The 15,116-nt window shown below is 61.2% G+C and carries 12 protein-coding genes; 6 read left to right on the top strand and 6 right to left on the bottom strand.

From position 1 onward, the window contains the following. Positions 1-50 precede the first annotated feature (50 nt). Both glnA and hspQ read left to right on the top strand, forming a co-directional pair. Positions 51-1,460 (top strand): type I glutamate--ammonia ligase, encoded by a 1,410-nt coding sequence (glnA, locus tag LXM96_RS06695; RefSeq protein WP_239997597.1) that lies wholly within the window; start codon positions 51-53, stop codon positions 1,458-1,460. Between the two features lie 197 nt (positions 1,461-1,657). Next, positions 1,658-1,987: a heat shock protein HspQ gene (gene hspQ / locus LXM96_RS06690; RefSeq protein WP_239997596.1), complete on the top strand. Its 330-nt coding sequence runs from the start codon at positions 1,658-1,660 to the stop codon at positions 1,985-1,987. 66 nt (positions 1,988-2,053) lie between these two features. On the opposite strand, the gene LXM96_RS06685 is transcribed toward hspQ, so the two are convergent. Together LXM96_RS06685 and LXM96_RS06680 are read right to left on the bottom strand one after the other, a co-directional pair. Next, positions 2,054-2,701, bottom strand: a complete 648-nt coding sequence (locus tag LXM96_RS06685; RefSeq protein WP_239997595.1) for an invasion associated locus B family protein — start codon at positions 2,699-2,701, stop codon at positions 2,054-2,056. Positions 2,702-2,825: 124 nt separating this feature from the next. After that, positions 2,826-2,984, bottom strand: coding sequence for a hypothetical protein (locus LXM96_RS06680; protein ID WP_239997594.1), 159 nt, complete (start codon positions 2,982-2,984; stop codon positions 2,826-2,828). Between LXM96_RS06680 and LXM96_RS06675 the strand changes: the two genes are divergently transcribed. Genes LXM96_RS06675 through LXM96_RS06665 form a run of 3 tightly spaced genes read left to right on the top strand, consistent with a single transcriptional unit; the run spans position 2,983 to position 6,461 of the window. Beyond that, a complete protein-coding gene (locus LXM96_RS06675) occupies positions 2,983-4,791 on the top strand; it encodes an extracellular solute-binding protein (RefSeq protein ID WP_239997593.1) in 1,809 nt (602 codons plus the stop codon). The two genes, LXM96_RS06680 and LXM96_RS06675, sit on opposite strands and share 2 nt — an antisense overlap. Before the next feature lie 43 nt (positions 4,792-4,834). Then, the gene (locus tag LXM96_RS06670) at positions 4,835-5,506 is read left to right on the top strand and encodes a DsbA family oxidoreductase (RefSeq protein ID WP_239997592.1); all 672 of its coding nucleotides are present in this window, start codon (positions 4,835-4,837) and stop codon (positions 5,504-5,506) included. Between the two features lie 16 nt (positions 5,507-5,522). Further along, positions 5,523-6,461 carry a DMT family transporter gene (locus tag LXM96_RS06665; protein WP_239997591.1) on the top strand — a complete coding sequence of 313 codons (939 nt, stop codon included), beginning with the start codon at positions 5,523-5,525 and terminating at the stop codon, positions 6,459-6,461. Here LXM96_RS06665 and mfd read toward each other — a convergent pair whose 3' ends face one another. Continuing rightward, positions 6,462-9,974 carry a transcription-repair coupling factor gene (gene mfd, locus LXM96_RS06660; RefSeq protein ID WP_239997590.1) on the bottom strand — a complete coding sequence of 1,171 codons (3,513 nt, stop codon included), beginning with the start codon at positions 9,972-9,974 and terminating at the stop codon, positions 6,462-6,464. Next, on the bottom strand, positions 9,971-10,300 hold the full coding sequence (locus tag LXM96_RS06655) for an FAD assembly factor SdhE (RefSeq protein WP_239997589.1): 330 nt from the start codon (positions 10,298-10,300) through the stop codon (positions 9,971-9,973). Before LXM96_RS06655 ends, mfd begins: the two co-directional genes overlap by 4 nt. Before the next feature lie 93 nt (positions 10,301-10,393). On the opposite strand from LXM96_RS06655, the gene recG reads away from it, so the two are divergent. After that, entirely contained in the window at positions 10,394-12,499 is a 2,106-nt protein-coding gene (gene recG / locus LXM96_RS06650) for an ATP-dependent DNA helicase RecG (RefSeq protein ID WP_239997588.1), read from the top strand. Here recG and LXM96_RS06645 read toward each other — a convergent pair. Both LXM96_RS06645 and glmS read right to left on the bottom strand, forming a co-directional pair. Continuing rightward, the gene (locus LXM96_RS06645; protein ID WP_239997587.1) at positions 12,477-13,178 is read right to left on the bottom strand and encodes a DUF502 domain-containing protein; all 702 of its coding nucleotides are present in this window, start codon (positions 13,176-13,178) and stop codon (positions 12,477-12,479) included. The two genes, recG and LXM96_RS06645, sit on opposite strands and share 23 nt — an antisense overlap. Positions 13,179-13,280: 102 nt before the next feature. Continuing rightward, positions 13,281-15,110, bottom strand: coding sequence for a glutamine--fructose-6-phosphate transaminase (isomerizing) (gene glmS, locus LXM96_RS06640; RefSeq protein WP_239997586.1), 1,830 nt, complete (start codon positions 15,108-15,110; stop codon positions 13,281-13,283). Between the last annotated feature and the right edge of the window lie 6 nt (positions 15,111-15,116).

The raw sequence follows: 15,116 nt of genomic DNA, 5'->3' as shown, positions 1-15,116 counted from the left end.
CGCCGCTCCGCGGCAGGTTCAATTCGTCATCTCATTCAAGGAAGACCTATATGACGACCGCAAGTGAAATCATGAAGCAAATCAAGGAAAACGACGTCAAGTTCGTGGACCTGCGCTTTACGGATCCGAGGGGGAAGCTACAGCATGTGACGATGGACGTCGCAGCCGTCGATGAGGATATGTTCGCCGATGGCGTCATGTTCGACGGCTCCTCCATCGCCGGCTGGAAGGCCATCAATGAATCTGACATGGTTCTGATGCCTGATCCGGCGACCGTCCATATGGACCCTTTCTTTGCACAGTCCACCATGGTGGTCTTCTGCGACATCCTCGACCCGATCTCGGGCGAATCCTACAACCGCGACCCGCGTGGCACGGCCAAGAAGGCCGAAGCTTATCTGAAGGCGTCTGGCATCGGTGATACCGTCTACGTCGGTCCCGAGCCGGAATTTTTCGTCTTCGACGACGTCAAGTACAAGGCCGACCCTTACAATACTGGCTTCAAGCTCGACTCCTCGGAACTGCCGTCGAACGACGATACCGATTACGAGACGGGCAACCTCGGCCACCGTCCGCGCGTCAAGGGCGGCTATTTCCCAGTCCCGCCGGTCGACAGCCTCCAGGACATGCGCTCCGAGATGCTGACGGTGTTGACCGAGATGGGCCTCGTCGTCGAAAAGCACCACCACGAAGTAGCGGCAGCTCAGCACGAGCTTGGCGTCAAGTTCGACACGCTGGTGCGCAACGCCGACAAGATGCAGATCTACAAGTACGTCGTGCATCAGGTGGCCAACGCCTATGGCAAGACGGCGACCTTCATGCCGAAGCCCATCTTCGGCGACAATGGCTCGGGCATGCACGTGCACCAGTCGATCTGGAAGGATGGCAAGCCGACCTTTGCAGGTGACGAATACGCCGGCCTGTCCGAAAGCTGCCTGTTCTATATCGGCGGCATCATCAAACACGCCAAGGCAATCAACGCCTTCACCAACCCCTCGACGAACTCTTACAAGCGTCTCGTCCCCGGCTATGAAGCCCCGGTTCTGCTGGCCTATTCAGCCCGCAACCGCTCGGCTTCCTGCCGCATTCCATTCGGGTCGGGCCCGAAGTCCAAGCGGGTTGAAGTCCGCTTCCCGGATCCGACTGCCAATCCCTATCTCGGCTTCGCAGCCATGCTGATGGCTGGCCTCGACGGGATCAAGAACAAGATCCACCCGGGCAAAGCCATGGACAAGGACCTCTATGATCTTCCGCCGAAGGAACTGAAGAAGATCCCGACGGTCTGCGGATCGTTGCGCGAAGCGTTGGAGAGCCTCGACAAGGATCGCAAGTTCCTCACCGCCGGCGGCGTCTTCGACGACGATCAGATCGATGCCTACATCGAACTGAAGATGACCGAAGTGATGCGTTACGAAATGACGCCGCACCCGGTCGAGTTCGACATGTACTACTCCGCTTAACGGCAGCGGCACCAATCAAAGAAGACGGCGGCTACCTCGGTCCGCCGTTTTCGTTTCTGCGACGCAAAGGGTCGACGATCTCGATCAACACTCGTTCACAAGCGCGATGGCGCAGGAACCTGGTAGGCGCCATCGCATTATGCTCTTGATGTGTCGTGCATTTATTCCCACATCAGGATGCGAAAGGAAGTCGCACCATGAAGCAACGAAACGCAAAGTTCACCATCGGGGAAGTCGTCCGTCACAAGGTCTTCCCGTTCCGTGGAGTCGTGTTCGATGTGGATCCGGAGTTTGCGAACTCTGAGGAGTGGTGGAATGCCATCCCCGCCGAGATCCGTCCGAGCAAGGACCAACCGTTTTACCATCTGCTCGCCGAAAACGATGACACCGAATATGTCGCATACGTTTCAGAGCAGAACCTGGAGCATGACGGCAGCGAAATGCCATTACGCAATCCGCAGGTTTACCAGATCTTCGATACCGGTCCGTCAGGGCGACTGACGCCGAAGATGATCTTAGCCCACTGATACGAAAAAGCGCCGGTGATCACCACCGGCGCTTTTTTTGACGAAGCCGATCTTATCGGCGCGAGGTTACTGGCCCTGCTTGGCAGCGTTTTGCGCGTCTTCGAGCTTCTTGCGCGCTTCTTCGGCCTTCTTTTGCATGCCTTCCTGCAAGCTGCGCTGGCTTTCGGCCAACTGCGACTGCGAGATCGGCTCGCCGTCGAACGCGCCGGTGAAGCCGTTCAGCGAAATCTTGATCGGGTTAGGCGCGCGGCGGAAGTTGATCGATGTGAAGACGACCTCGCCGCCCTTCTTGAGGCTGGCGATCATCGCGTCCGTCAGAGGAGCTTCAGCCGTGCACTTGTCCGGCAGGCATACGGCGTAGTCCAGTTTCTCGCCCTTGCCACCATCGATCTGCATTGTGATGCCCGGCGGGATCAGACGTGCAGTCGGAACGGAGACCTGGAGGATCTTGCGGTTGACCTTGCCTTCGACGGTAATCAGGCCAACGGCGGTAATCAGCTGACCATTCTGTGCAAGGTTCACGTTCTGCACAACGCAGAGATCGCTGTCGTCCTGCTTGGTGCAGGTCTTGAACCAGCCGAGCGGAGGTGCGCCTGGACCGCCAGCTGCCGGAGCGCCCTGCGCAAAGGTTGCGGTCGGCGCAGACGCAGCCGCGAAAGATAGTGTCAGCGCGGACATTGCCGTCCGCAGAGCTTTGTTAGCCTTGAGTTTCATAACGAAATCCGTCTCCTGAAATCCGTTCGGGTACGGCTTCAACCGTCCTCCCTCGGGGTGTCCTACTGCGCTCCACCTGTTGGCGAATTGAGGCAATTGAATGACCCATGTCCTCGCCCACCTGTTACATCGGCAATGCTGCGATATCCAGTCCCGGTTTGACGATTTTTTGATCGAGGCTCAACGACAGCGGCGACTGTACGTAGCTACACCGGTTGGTCAGCGGTTGCGCTTGGGGTAACTTGCGGCGAATCACGTTGATCGAGCCCGAAGGACCGCTCATGCGACGCCTCCTCCCCCTTCTTCTCATGGCGGCTCTGTCGAGTCCCGCTCTCGCCGAACCGCACCACGGAATTGCCATGCACGGCGAGCCTGCGCTGCCGGCAGGCTACGCGCACTTCCCCTATGTGAAGCCGGATGTGAAGAAGGGCGGCAGCGTCCGCTATGGCGTGGTGGGCACCTTCGACAGCCTCAACCCCTTCATCTTGAAGAGCATGCGCACGACAGCCAGAGGTTTGTGGGACCCGCAGTTCGGCCACCTGGTTTTCGAGCCTCTGATGCAACGCTCGGCCGACGAGCCCTTTACGCTCTACGGATTGCTGGCTCAAACCGTGGAGATGGACGAGGAGCGACGCTTCATTCAGTTCAACCTTGATCCGGCGGCGAAGTGGTCGGACGGCATGCCGGTCACCCCTGAAGATGTGATCTTCACGATGGAGTTGCTGCGAGACAAGGGCCGCACACCCTTCAGCGGCCGGCTGACACCTGTCGAGAAGGTGGAGAAGGTGGGCGAGCGCAGCGTCAGGTTCACGTTCAACGAAAAGTCGGACCGCGAATTTCCGCTGATCCTGGCCACCGCCACGCCGATCTTGCCCAAGCACGCCATCGATCCACAGACATTCGACCATTCCTCACTGGCGGTCCCGATCGGATCCGGGCCTTACCTGGTGAAGTCCGTCAGGCCGGGAGAGCGCATCGTGTTCGAGCGTGATCCGAACTATTGGGGCAAGAACATCCCCGCCAAAGTCGGCTTCGACAACTACGACCAGATCTCGGTCGAATACTTCCTGCAAGACAACACCCTTTTCGAAGCCTTCAAAAAGGGCGTGGTAGATATCTACCCGGACGGCAGCCCCACGCATTGGGCAAGGGCCTATGATTTTCCGGATGTCCAGAATGGCGCGGTGGTGAAGGATACATTCCGGCCTGACTTGCCGACGGGCATGCTCGGCTTCGTCTTCAACACTCGACGTCCGATCTTTGAGAACCCGAAGGTGCGCGAGGCACTGGCCCTCGCCTTCGATTTCGAGTGGGCGAACAAGAACCTCTTTGAAGGCGCTTACACCCGGACAGAAAGCTTCTGGCAGGGCTCGTCGCTCTCCTCCCTGGGCAAGGCCGCCGAGGAACGGGAGCTGAAGATCCTCGGAACAGACGAGGATGCGATCGATCCGGCCATTCTCGACGGCAGCTACCATCTTCCGCGAACGGATGCCTCAGGTGGGGACCGAAAGATCCTGCGTCGCGTCGTCGAGCTGATGAAGGAGGGCGGCTATACGATCAGGAACGGCAGGATGTCGAACGAAAACGGCATCCCGCTGCGGTTCGAAATCATGACGCAGACACAGGATCAAGAGAAGCTCGCGATCGCCTATCAACGAACGCTCAGAATGATCGGCGTCGACGTTGCCATTCGCACCGTTGATGATGCGCAATACCAGTCGCGGTCCGGCACCTTCGATTATGACGTGATCGTCAAGTCTTACCCGTCGTCGCTTTCCCCCGGTATCGAGCAGGTCGGACGCTGGGGCTCGATCTCGCGCGACCGCGAAGGCAGCAACAACTTTGCGGGCGTTGCTGATCCAGCAATCGACCGCGCGATCGATGCCATGCTGGCCGCCCGCAGCCGGGAGGACTTCGAGGCGGCGGTGCGTGCTTACGACCGCCTGTTGATCTCGGGCCACTACCTCGTGCCCCTCTACCACGTGCCGGAACAATGGGTGGCGCGGCGCAGTTACATCGGCTATCCAGACAAGACACCTCTTTACGGCTACCAGCTGCCCGTTTGGTTCGACAAGCGGGCGCAGGACTGAACCAGCCAAACAGGCGATTGCCCATCTTAGAAAGGACGCGGCCATGGAGCGCGTAACAATTGACGTCGTGTCCGACGTCGTCTGCCCCTGGTGCTATCTCGGCAAGGCGCGCCTGGAGCTGGCGATTGCAGAGGTCCAGGACGAGGTGGGTGTGGACGTCAACTGGCGGCCCTATCAGCTTGACCCCGATGCAACCAGCGAAGGGAGCGACTACCGCACGCACCTCGTTGCCAAATTCGGGAGTGCCGAGCGGCTGGATCAGATGCAGGACAATTTGCGCGATCAGGGTCAGGAGATCGGGATCAACTATCGGTTCGAGGATATTAAGGTTCGCGCCAATACGCTCGATGCCCACCGCCTGCTGCATTGGGCCCGCATCGAAGGGCAGGACATCCAGGACCGCGTCGCCACCGCGTTGTTCAAGGCACACTTCGAAGAAGGGCTGAATGTTGCCGATCATCAGGTTCTGCTGGCAATTGCGGAGCGATGCGGGCTCGACCCCGCCCTGATCGGCAACCTCCTGGCAACCGACGCCGACAAGGATACTGTGCTGTCCGAGATCGACGCGGCCCAGAAGATGGGCGTCAACGGCGTCCCCTTCCTGATCTTTGACGGCCAACATGCCGTGAGTGGTGCGCAGACTCCGGATGTGCTTGCAAATGCCTTGCGCGACATTGCGCGGATGAAGGCCGAAGCCCGCAAGGGCATGATCTAGGCGGCCAACTCAGCAGATGTCGACCGATCAAACGCTCAAGGGCGTCCTCTTTGCCTTCGCCGCCTTTGCGGCGTTTTCCTTCAGCGACGCCAGCGTCAAGCTGATCGAAGGTGCCCTCAGCCCTTACGAGATGTCGTTCCTTGGCGCCCTTTTCGGCGTCACGGCCCTCCCCTTCGTGATGAAGCGCGGAGACAGCGTGCTGGACATGCTTCGCACCACGAACCGCCCGCTCTGGCTTCTGAGAGCCTTTGCCGCCGCCTTCGGCACGATCGCCAGCGTGACCGCGTTCACCCATCTTTCCATGGCGGAGGCGTTTGCGCTGATCTTCCTGCTTCCCTCATTCGTGACCATCATGTCGGTGGTCTTCCTCAAGGAGGAGGTCGGCATCCGACGCTGGAGTGCCGTCGTGATTGGCTTCATCGGTATCCTGGTTGTCCTGCGGCCGGGATTTCGCGAGCTGTCGATCGGTCATGTGGGTGCTGTCTTCGCAGGATTGAGCGGCGCGATCTCCATCGTCGTCTATCGTGCGGTTGGTCCTCGAGAGAAAAGTATCTCGCTCTACGGTGCCGGCATCATCGGGTCGCTCGTCCTGTGCGGGTTGCTGGCGATCCCTGGTTTCCAGTGGCCGAGCCTCCCGCACTGGCTGATGCTGGCTGGCTACGGGCTGTTGGCGGCGCTGGCAACGATCCTGCTGATGTATGCGACGAGCTATGCTCCGGCAGCCCTCGTCGGTCCGACGCAGTACAGCCAGATGCTGTGGGCCGTGCTCTTCGGCTACCTGATCTTTGGCGATGCGATCGATGTGCCAATGGTCATTGGCATCATCTTGATCATCGGGTCGGGACTGCTGACGCTCGCCCGCGAGCGGGTGCGCGGCGTTCCGCTGCCGCCGGCAGTCGCTGCCGACCCGCAGGCCGGCGCCATGGTGACCGCCGAGACTGATCCGGAACGCTGATTAGCTCGGCTGCTTTGCCAGTTCTGCAAACTGCTTCATCACCTGCGCAGCGACCGTCAACCGCTTTTCCGGCGTCGGGAGGTCGCGGGTCAGGAAGACGCTCTGGTCCGGCCGGATCTTGGCCATCGTGCCCTGCTTGGCAATGTACTGCACCAGCGCCGCCGGATTGGGGAACTGCTTGTCGCGGAAGGTGACAACAATGCCTTTCGGACCCGCATCCAGCTTCTCGACATTGGCGATGCGGCAGAGCGACTTGACGTAGACCACCTTCAGCAGGTTTTGCACCTCGACCGGCAGCGGACCAAAACGATCGATCATCTCGGCGCCCAAGCCGTCGATTTCCGACAGATCCTTGAGTTCGCCCAGACGGCGGTAGAGGCTCATGCGCAGGTGCAGGTCCGGGACATAATCCTCCGGAATCATCACGGTGATGCCGACGGAGATCTGCGGCGACCACCCGGTATCGATTATCTCGTCGTCGCCGCGCACCTCGGCCACCGCCTCCTCCAGCATCTGCTGGTAGAGCTCAAAGCCGACCTCTTTGATGTGCCCGGACTGCTCTTCGCCAAGCAGGTTGCCGGCGCCACGGATGTCGAGGTCGTGGCTCGCAAGCTGGAAGCCCGCGCCCAGCGTGTCGAGCGACTGCAGCACCTTCAGTCGGCGTTCAGCCGACTGCGTCAGCTGCTTGTTGACCGGCAGGGTGAAGAGCGCGAACGCCCGCACCTTGGAGCGTCCGACGCGGCCGCGCAGCTGGTAGAGCTGCGCCAGGCCGAACATGTCGGCCCTGTGCACGATCAGCGTGTTCGCCGTCGGCACGTCGAGGCCCGACTCCACAATGGTCGTCGACAGGAGCACATCATACTTGCCGTCGTAGAAGGCGTTCATGATGTCTTCGAGTTCGCCGGACGCCATCTGGCCGTGCGCGACGGCAACCTTGAGCTCCGGCACGTCCGACTGCAGGAACGCCTGCACATCGGGAAGATCGGCAAGCCGCGGGCAAACATAGAAGCTCTGGCCACCGCGATAGTGCTCGCGCATCAGCGTTTCGCGGATCACCAGCGGATCGAAGGGCGAGATGAAGGTGCGCACCGCCATGCGGTCGACGGGTGGCGTGGTGATCAACGACAGTTCCCGCACACCCGTCATTGCCAGCTGCAACGTCCGCGGGATGGGCGTCGCCGAAAGCGTCAGCACGTGGACGTCGGCCTTCAGCTCCTTGAGGCGCTCCTTGTGCTTCACCCCGAAATGCTGCTCCTCATCGATGATAAGCAGGCTAAGATTGGCAAAGTTGATGCCGCTGCCGAGCAAGGCGTGAGTGCCGACCACGATATCGACCTTGCCTTCGGATAGGTCCTTCTTGACCTGGTTCAGCTCCTTCGCCGGCACCAGACGGGAAGCCTGCGCCACCTTGATCGGCAAACCGCGGAAGCGGTCGCGGAAGGTCTTGAAATGCTGACGCGCAAGGAGGGTCGTCGGCACCACCACGGCGACCTGGCCGCCATTCATGGCCGCGAGAAAGGCCGCGCGGAGGGCCACCTCGGTCTTGCCGAAGCCGACATCGCCACAAACGAGCCGATCCATCGGCTTACCGGCGGAAAGATCGTCGCGCACGGAATCGATCGCATTGGCCTGATCTTCCGTCTCATCATAGGGGAAGCGGGCAGCGAACTCGTCGTACAGGCCGTCGGGTGCGGCCAGAACTGGGGCTCGGCGGGTGATACGGCTCGCGGCGACGCGGATTAAACCCTCGGCCATATCGAGGAGCCGCTTCTTGAGCTTCGCCTTCCGCGCCTGCCAGGCACCACCGCCCAGCTTGTCGAGCGTTGCCTCCGCAGCATCCGACCCGTAGCGCGACAGGAGGTCAATGTTTTCCACCGGCAGGAAGAGCTTTGCCTCGTCGGCATAATGCAGCTCTAGACAAGCCCGCGGCGCACCTGCGGCCTCGATCGTGACGAGGCCCACGAAGCGACCGATGCCGTGCTCGGCGTGGACGACTAGCGAGCCTTCGTCGAGCCCGGAGATCTCCGAAATGAAGTCTGCGCCGCGCTTACGGCGCTTGCCCCGGCGCACCATCCGGTCGCCAAGGATATCCTGTTCACCGATGACGACGATGCCATCGGTCTCAAACCCGCCCTCCAGACTGAGCACGGCCGCCGCCGCCTCACCCTTCTTCAGCTTGTCGAGTTCTGCAAAGTTCTCGATCTGCTTGACGCGTTCGAGCCCTCGCTCCTCGAGCACCTGTAGGAGGCGGTCGAGTGAACCTGCGGACCAGCCGGTAACCAGAACCTTGGCGCCGGAGGCCCGCTTGTCGGCAATATGCTTCACGGCGAGATCAAAAACGTTGACCCGCTCGTCGCGCTCATCCTTTTCCGCTTGCGACTTCGCCCAGCGAGGCCCGATCCGCGCATCCAGTTCAATGACCCGGCGGCTTTCCGTGTCGTGCTCGTTGAAAGGGGTGAGCCGGATGGCTATCGCAGCATCCAGCGCAGAGGCGAAACCCTTCCCGTCAAGATAAAGCTGCCCGGGCGGAACCGGCTTGTAAGGGGCGGCCTGTGCCGAGGCGCCCTTGCCCGTGCTGCCATTGTCGCGCCGGGATTCATAATAGTCGGTGACAAGCTTGGAGCGTTCGGTGGCCGCTTCCCGCGCGGTATGGTCGGTGACGATCCGGAAGCCCTCAAGGTAATCGAAGGCGGTTTCCAGCCGTTCGTAGAAGAGCGGCAGCCAGTGTTCCATACCCGCGTAGCGGCGCCCTTCGGAGACGGCCTGATAAAGCGCATCGTCGCGATTGGCGGCACCGAAAAGCGAAAGATAGTTCTTGCGGAAACGGCTGATCGTGTCTGGCGTCAGCGACACTTCGCTCATCGGATTGAGGTCGAGAGAGCGCGCCTGCCCCGTGGTACGCTGGCTGGCGGGGTCGAAGGTACGAATCGTCTCCAGCGTGTCCCCGAAGAAGTCGAGCCGCACTGGCTCCTCCGTGCCGGGCACGAAGACATCGAGTATGCCGCCCCGGACCGCGAATTCGCCGACTTCACGGACCGTCGGCACGCGCTCGAAGCCGTTGCGTTCCAGACGCGCCGCAATATCGTCCATACGGATCGTCGCACCCGGTCTTGCCGAGAAAGCCAGGCTCTCGATCACCTCGGAGGGCGCGATCTTTTGCAGCATCGCGTTGACGGTGACCAGCACGATGGCCGCATGCGGCTTACGCGCATGGGCAATCAGACCCGACAGCGCGGCAAGTCTCCGCGCAGAGACATCGGCGCTCGGCGAAACGCGGTCGTACGGGAGACAGTCCCAGGCCGGCAATGTCAGTACCGGAATGTCGGGCGCAACGAACCCGAGCATCTGCTCGAGGTCTGTCATTCGTTGTCCGTCGGACATGACATAGGCGACCGGCTGCCCCACCCGTGCCATCTCCGCCAGCAGCAGCGCTTCCATGCCTGGCGGCACATTGCCGATGGTCAGCGGAGCGGTCGCCGCTGCTATTCTCTTTGCATCAAACCCTGGGATCATTCTGACTGCTCTGCCTTCGCCTTCAGGCTCGCCGTGGTGACAGGGCCGAAATCCGGCCGGTAGGCGGAAATGCGAGCGAACAGCTCGGTCTGGAGATGATCGGGGAGCGGCTTTCCCCCGGTGATCCAGGCATGCAGATCGTGGTCGTCCTCTCCCATGATCGCCTCGAACTCGTCGAGCTCGCTATCCGAAAGGCGACTGATTTCATCTTCGGCGAACTGTCCGAAGACGAGGTCCATTTCTCGGATGCCGCGATGCCAGCAGCGGTACAGGATACGGCGGCGGCGAGGTGAAAGATCCGCGCTGGAGCGCGAGAGTCCGGTCATGAAAGAAGTCCTTGTGTAGCGAGGCTCATATAGGACGCAATTTCCGCTTCGTCACCTTGCAAAGCCCGCAATTTCCGTCGCATTTTGCCGGCCATGCGTCCTGCCATTCTCGATCCCCTATTCTCGCCCGTTGCCACCCTTCCGGGCGTCGGTCCGAAACTCGCGGATCTGATTGCCCGCGTGACGGGACGGGAGGATGCTGATGACTGCCGGGTGGTAGACCTGCTCTTCCAGGCGCCGGCGTCCATCATAGATCGCCGCAACCGGCCCGGAATAGCGCTTGCACCTCAGGGCGCCATTGTCACCATCGAGGGACGCGTCGATCGCCATCAACCGCCGCCACGCGGCAAGCCGAACATGCCCTACCGTGTCTTCCTGCACGACGACACCGGCGAACTGGCGCTCACCTTCTTCCGCGTGAAGGGAAATTGGCTGGAAAAAGCTCTGCCGTTGGACGAGACAATCATGGTGAGCGGCAAAGTCGACTGGTTCAACGGCCGCCCTTCCATGGTCCATCCGGATTTCATGGTCAAAGCGTCCGAGGCCGCCGACCTCCCGCTGGTCGAGCCCGTCTATCCCCTCACCTCAGGACTCTCGCCGAAAGTTTTGAGGAAAGCGATTGAGGGCGCTGTTTCCCGACTACAAGAACTGCCGGAATGGGTTGGTCCGACGCTAACGCAGCGGCAGGGATTTGCGTCCGCGGCAGAAAGTTTCCGCAGCCTGCACGATCCGCGCGACGCCGCCGATGTCGATGCGAGGTCACCCGCCCGTCGCCGCTTGGCCTATGATGAATTTCTTGCGGGCCAAGTCTCGTTGGCGCTCGTGCGCCAGCGCCTGCGCAAAGTGCCCGGCCGCCCGGTTCGCCCCACAGGCGAACTTGCGGATCGCATCCGCAGCGCCCTGCCCTTCTCCCTGACCGGTAGCCAACAAGCGGCGATCGCAGACATCCTAAAGGACATGGCTGGTGAAGACCGGATGCTGCGGCTGTTGCAGGGAGATGTCGGCGCCGGCAAGACCTTGGTCGCCCTGATGGCCATGGCGGCGGCGATAGAAGGCGGCGGTCAGGCGGTGCTGATGGCGCCGACGGAAATCCTGGCACGGCAGCATCATGCAACGATATCGAAGCTCGCTGGCGCCGCCGGCATCAGCGTGGAAGTGCTGACCGGCCGCACAAAAGGACGAGAGCGGGACGGCATCCTGGAGCGGATCACAAGCGGCGAGGCGCAGATTATCATCGGCACCCATGCCCTCTTTCAGGATGCGGTCAACTACCGCAACCTCGTGCTGGCCGTGGTCGACGAGCAGCACCGGTTCGGCGTCCACCAGCGCTTGCGCCTCACGGCCAAGGGAATCTCGCCGCATATGCTGGTGATGACCGCGACACCTATACCGCGCACGTTGGTACTGGCTGCCTTCGGCGATATGGATGTTTCAAAGCTGACGGAAAAGCCGGCTGGTCGCAAGCCGATCCAAACGGTGACGATCCCGACCGAGCGCACCGGCGATATCGTATCGCGGCTGCGAACGGCGCTCGCCGAGGGCAAGAAGGCCTACTGGATCTGCCCGCTCGTCGAGGAATCGGACGTCTCCGACCTGATGTCGGCAGAGGAACGTTACGCTGTGCTGGCAAAAGAGTTCGGCCCCGACGTTGGTCTCGTACACGGCCGGATGGCGGGAGCAGAGAAAGACGCGGTGATGGCTGCGTTCAAGGCGGGCGACATCCGCCTGCTGGTTGCGACAACGGTGGTGGAGGTCGGCGTGGATGTACCAGACGCCACCATCATGGTCATCGAACATGCCGAACGCTTCGGCCTGGCGCAGTTGCATCAGTTGCGCGGCCGCGTCGGGCGCGGTGCCGAGGCCTCGACCTGCATCCTGCTTTACAAGGGGCCGCTCAGCGAGACCGGACACGCTCGCCTGTCGATCCTGCGCGACAGCGAAGACGGCTTCCTGATCGCGGAGGAAGACCTGAAGCTGCGTGGCGAAGGAGAGCTGCTAGGGACCCGCCAGTCCGGCACCCCCGGTTTTCGCATCGCAAACCTGGAGGCGCATTCTGACCTGCTGGAGATCGCGCGCAAGGATGCGTCTTATCTGCTGGACAAGGACCCGGATCTGACCAGCGAACGCGGACGGAATGTTCGCGTGCTCCTTTATCTGCATCGGCGCGACGAGGCGGTCAGGTTCCTGGGAGCGGGTTGACCGCCTTCGGCACAACGGTTGGCTGCACCACTTTCGGCTTGTAGTCGGGCGCAAGCAGACCGCCGGAGATCAACAGGCGTGCGCCCTCCTCGGGCGTCATGTCCAGCATGATGATCTTGCTGCGCGGTACGAACATCAGGAAACCCGCAGTCGGTACCGGAGTAGGCGCGAGGAAGACCGACACGAGCTCTTCCCCGTTGTCGTTCAGACGCGCGGCAATCTCGCCCTTGGCATCCCCGGAAATAAAGACCAGCGCCCAGCTCCCGGGGCTTGGAAACTCGATCAGCCCGCACTTCTTGAAGGAGGTGGACTGCTCCTTCAGCACCGTCTCGAAGATCTGCTTCAGACTCTTGTAGAGGGTACGGACCAGAGGCATCCGGTGCAGGACCGATTCGCCAAAGCTGACGATCGACCGTCCGATCAGGTTCTTGCCGAGAAACCCGATGACGGTGATCAGCAGGATCGCGATCACCATGCCCAGCCCAGGCATGGCGATGTTGAGGTAGTTTTCCGGGTTATAACGCGCGGGGATATACGGCTTCACCCAGCTATCGGCCCAGCGGATGAAGCTGAATGTCAGCCAGATCGTGATTGCCAGCGGCGCACAGATGATCAGGCCGGTCAGGAAGTTGTTCCGGAGACGGCCCGCCATCGAAATTCGTTCGGGAATGTCAGTCATGAGAAGCGGGTCGTCGTGTTGCACCGCGGAAAGCGGCATTGGCCCGCAGCATGCCGGATGCACCCTTACGATGCAAGGCGCCGCCTGCTGCAGGCGATAAACTCACTCGACCGTGACCGATTTGGCCAGATTGCGCGGCTGATCGACGTCCGTCCCCATGAACACCGCCGTGTGATAAGCAAGCAACTGGATTGGAAGCGAATAGACCATCGGCGCAACAATTTCAGCAACGTGCGGAAGCGTGATCGTCGCCATCGTCGGAAGCTTGGATGCGGCTGCGCCCTTCTCGTCCGTAATGAAGATGATCTTGCCCCCGCGAGCTGCAACTTCCTGCATGTTCGAAATGGTTTTCTCGAAGAATCGGTCGAATGGCGCGATGACGATCACCGGCATGTTTTCATCGATAAGAGCGATTGGACCGTGCTTAAGCTCTCCCGCCGCGTAGCCTTCGGCGTGGATATAAGAGATTTCCTTAAGCTTCAGCGCGCCTTCCAGAGCCAACGGATAGCTCGTGCCGCGGCCAAGATAGAGCACGTCCTGGTATCTCGACAGTTCCCGTGCAAGCGCTTCGATCTGAGATTCAACGGCGTTCAGGACGCTGCTCATCAGACGTGGCATCTCGGTCAGACTTTTGACCAACTGCCGCTCCTCGTCGGGCGCTATCGTTCCTCGCAGCTTGCCCGCAGCGATGGCGAGAGACGCCAGCACCGTCAGCTGGCACGTGAAAGCCTTTGTCGACGCCACACCGATCTCTGGGCCGGCTAGGATCGGGAAGATCGCGTCCGATTCGCGCGCAATCGTGGACTCCTTGACGTTGACGACCGCACCGATCTTGAGGCCTACTTCCTGGCAGTAGCGCAGCGATGCAAGCGTGTCGGCCGTTTCTCCAGATTGCGAAATGAAGAGCGCAGCCTGATCCTTGGCAAGCGGGATCTCGCGGTAGCGGAACTCCGATGCGACGTCGATCTCGACCGGAAGCCGCGCATAACGCTCAAACCAGTATTTGCCGATTAGTCCTGAGAGATAGGCAGTTCCGCAGGCGGAAATGGCGAGGCTGCGCAAGGAGGCGAAGTCGATCGCGCCGCAGATCGAGGTATCGACCGTGTGGTCGCCGAGGTCGACGTATTGGGCGAGCGCGTGGGAGATGACTTCCGGCTGCTCGTAGATCTCCTTTTCCATGAAATGCCGGTGATTGCCCTTGTCGACCATATAGGCGGCCGACTGGCTGATCTGGCGCGGGCGCTCAACGCGGTTGCCGTCATGGTCGAAGATGAATGCACCATCGCGACCAAGGATCGCCCAGTCGCCGTCCACGAGGTAAGTGATCTCGTTGGTGAAGGGTGCAAGTGCGATTGCATCCGAGCCGAGATACATCTCGCCGCGGCCATGGCCGATCGCGAGCGGCGGACCGGAGCGGGCCGCCATGATCGTGGAAGGATCATCGGCGAAGATGACGGCCAGCGCGTAAGCACCCGTGACCTGCTTCAGCATGGCCTGCATCGCCTCGCGGCGCCCCATGCCGTTGCGGAGACTGCGCGCGATCAGCTGGCCGACAACTTCAGTGTCCGTCTGCGTCTCGAACGTCACACCTTCGCCGATCAGCTCTTCCTTGAGCTCGGAGAAGTTTTCGATGATGCCGTTGTGAACCACTGCGACACCGTCGACGAAGTGCGGGTGAGCGTTCGTCTCGTTCGGCACGCCGTGCGTAGCCCATCGGGTATGAGCAATGCCGATTGTGCCGGGAAGTGGATCTTCGGCGAGCTTCTTTTCGAGGTTGAACAGCTTGCCCTCCGCCCGCCGGCGCGCAAGCACACCGCTGTCGATCGTTGCAACGCCTGCGGAATCATAGCCACGATATTCGAGCCGCCTCAGCGCGTCGACCAGACGCTCTGCCACCGGCTCCCTACCGACGATCCCAACGATCCCGCACATTCAAAT

It is taken from the genome of Rhizobium halophilum, assembly GCF_021648825.1.
GTDB lineage: Bacteria > Pseudomonadota > Alphaproteobacteria > Rhizobiales > Rhizobiaceae > Neorhizobium > Neorhizobium halophilum.
Note: the sequence above shows the minus strand (reverse complement) of the source record. Positions and strands in the feature narration are given on the sequence as shown.

What these genes read in the sequence shown, in the direction of transcription:
- glnA (WP_239997597.1), top strand. Translation starts at nt 51, where the DNA reads ATGACGACCGCAAGTGAAATCATGAAGCAAATCAAGGAAAACGACGTC.
- hspQ (WP_239997596.1), top strand. Translation starts at nt 1,658, where the DNA reads ATGAAGCAACGAAACGCAAAGTTCACCATCGGGGAAGTCGTCCGTCAC.
- LXM96_RS06685 (WP_239997595.1), bottom strand. Translation starts at nt 2,701, where the DNA reads ATGAAACTCAAGGCTAACAAAGCTCTGCGGACGGCAATGTCCGCGCTG.
- LXM96_RS06675 (WP_239997593.1), top strand. Translation starts at nt 2,983, where the DNA reads ATGCGACGCCTCCTCCCCCTTCTTCTCATGGCGGCTCTGTCGAGTCCC.
- LXM96_RS06680 (WP_239997594.1), bottom strand. Translation starts at nt 2,984, where the DNA reads ATGAGCGGTCCTTCGGGCTCGATCAACGTGATTCGCCGCAAGTTACCC.
- LXM96_RS06670 (WP_239997592.1), top strand. Translation starts at nt 4,835, where the DNA reads ATGGAGCGCGTAACAATTGACGTCGTGTCCGACGTCGTCTGCCCCTGG.
- LXM96_RS06665 (WP_239997591.1), top strand. Translation starts at nt 5,523, where the DNA reads ATGTCGACCGATCAAACGCTCAAGGGCGTCCTCTTTGCCTTCGCCGCC.
- mfd (WP_239997590.1), bottom strand. Translation starts at nt 9,974, where the DNA reads ATGATCCCAGGGTTTGATGCAAAGAGAATAGCAGCGGCGACCGCTCCG.
- LXM96_RS06655 (WP_239997589.1), bottom strand. Translation starts at nt 10,300, where the DNA reads ATGACCGGACTCTCGCGCTCCAGCGCGGATCTTTCACCTCGCCGCCGC.
- recG (WP_239997588.1), top strand. Translation starts at nt 10,394, where the DNA reads ATGCGTCCTGCCATTCTCGATCCCCTATTCTCGCCCGTTGCCACCCTT.
- LXM96_RS06645 (WP_239997587.1), bottom strand. Translation starts at nt 13,178, where the DNA reads ATGACTGACATTCCCGAACGAATTTCGATGGCGGGCCGTCTCCGGAAC.
- glmS (WP_239997586.1), bottom strand. Translation starts at nt 15,110, where the DNA reads ATGTGCGGGATCGTTGGGATCGTCGGTAGGGAGCCGGTGGCAGAGCGT.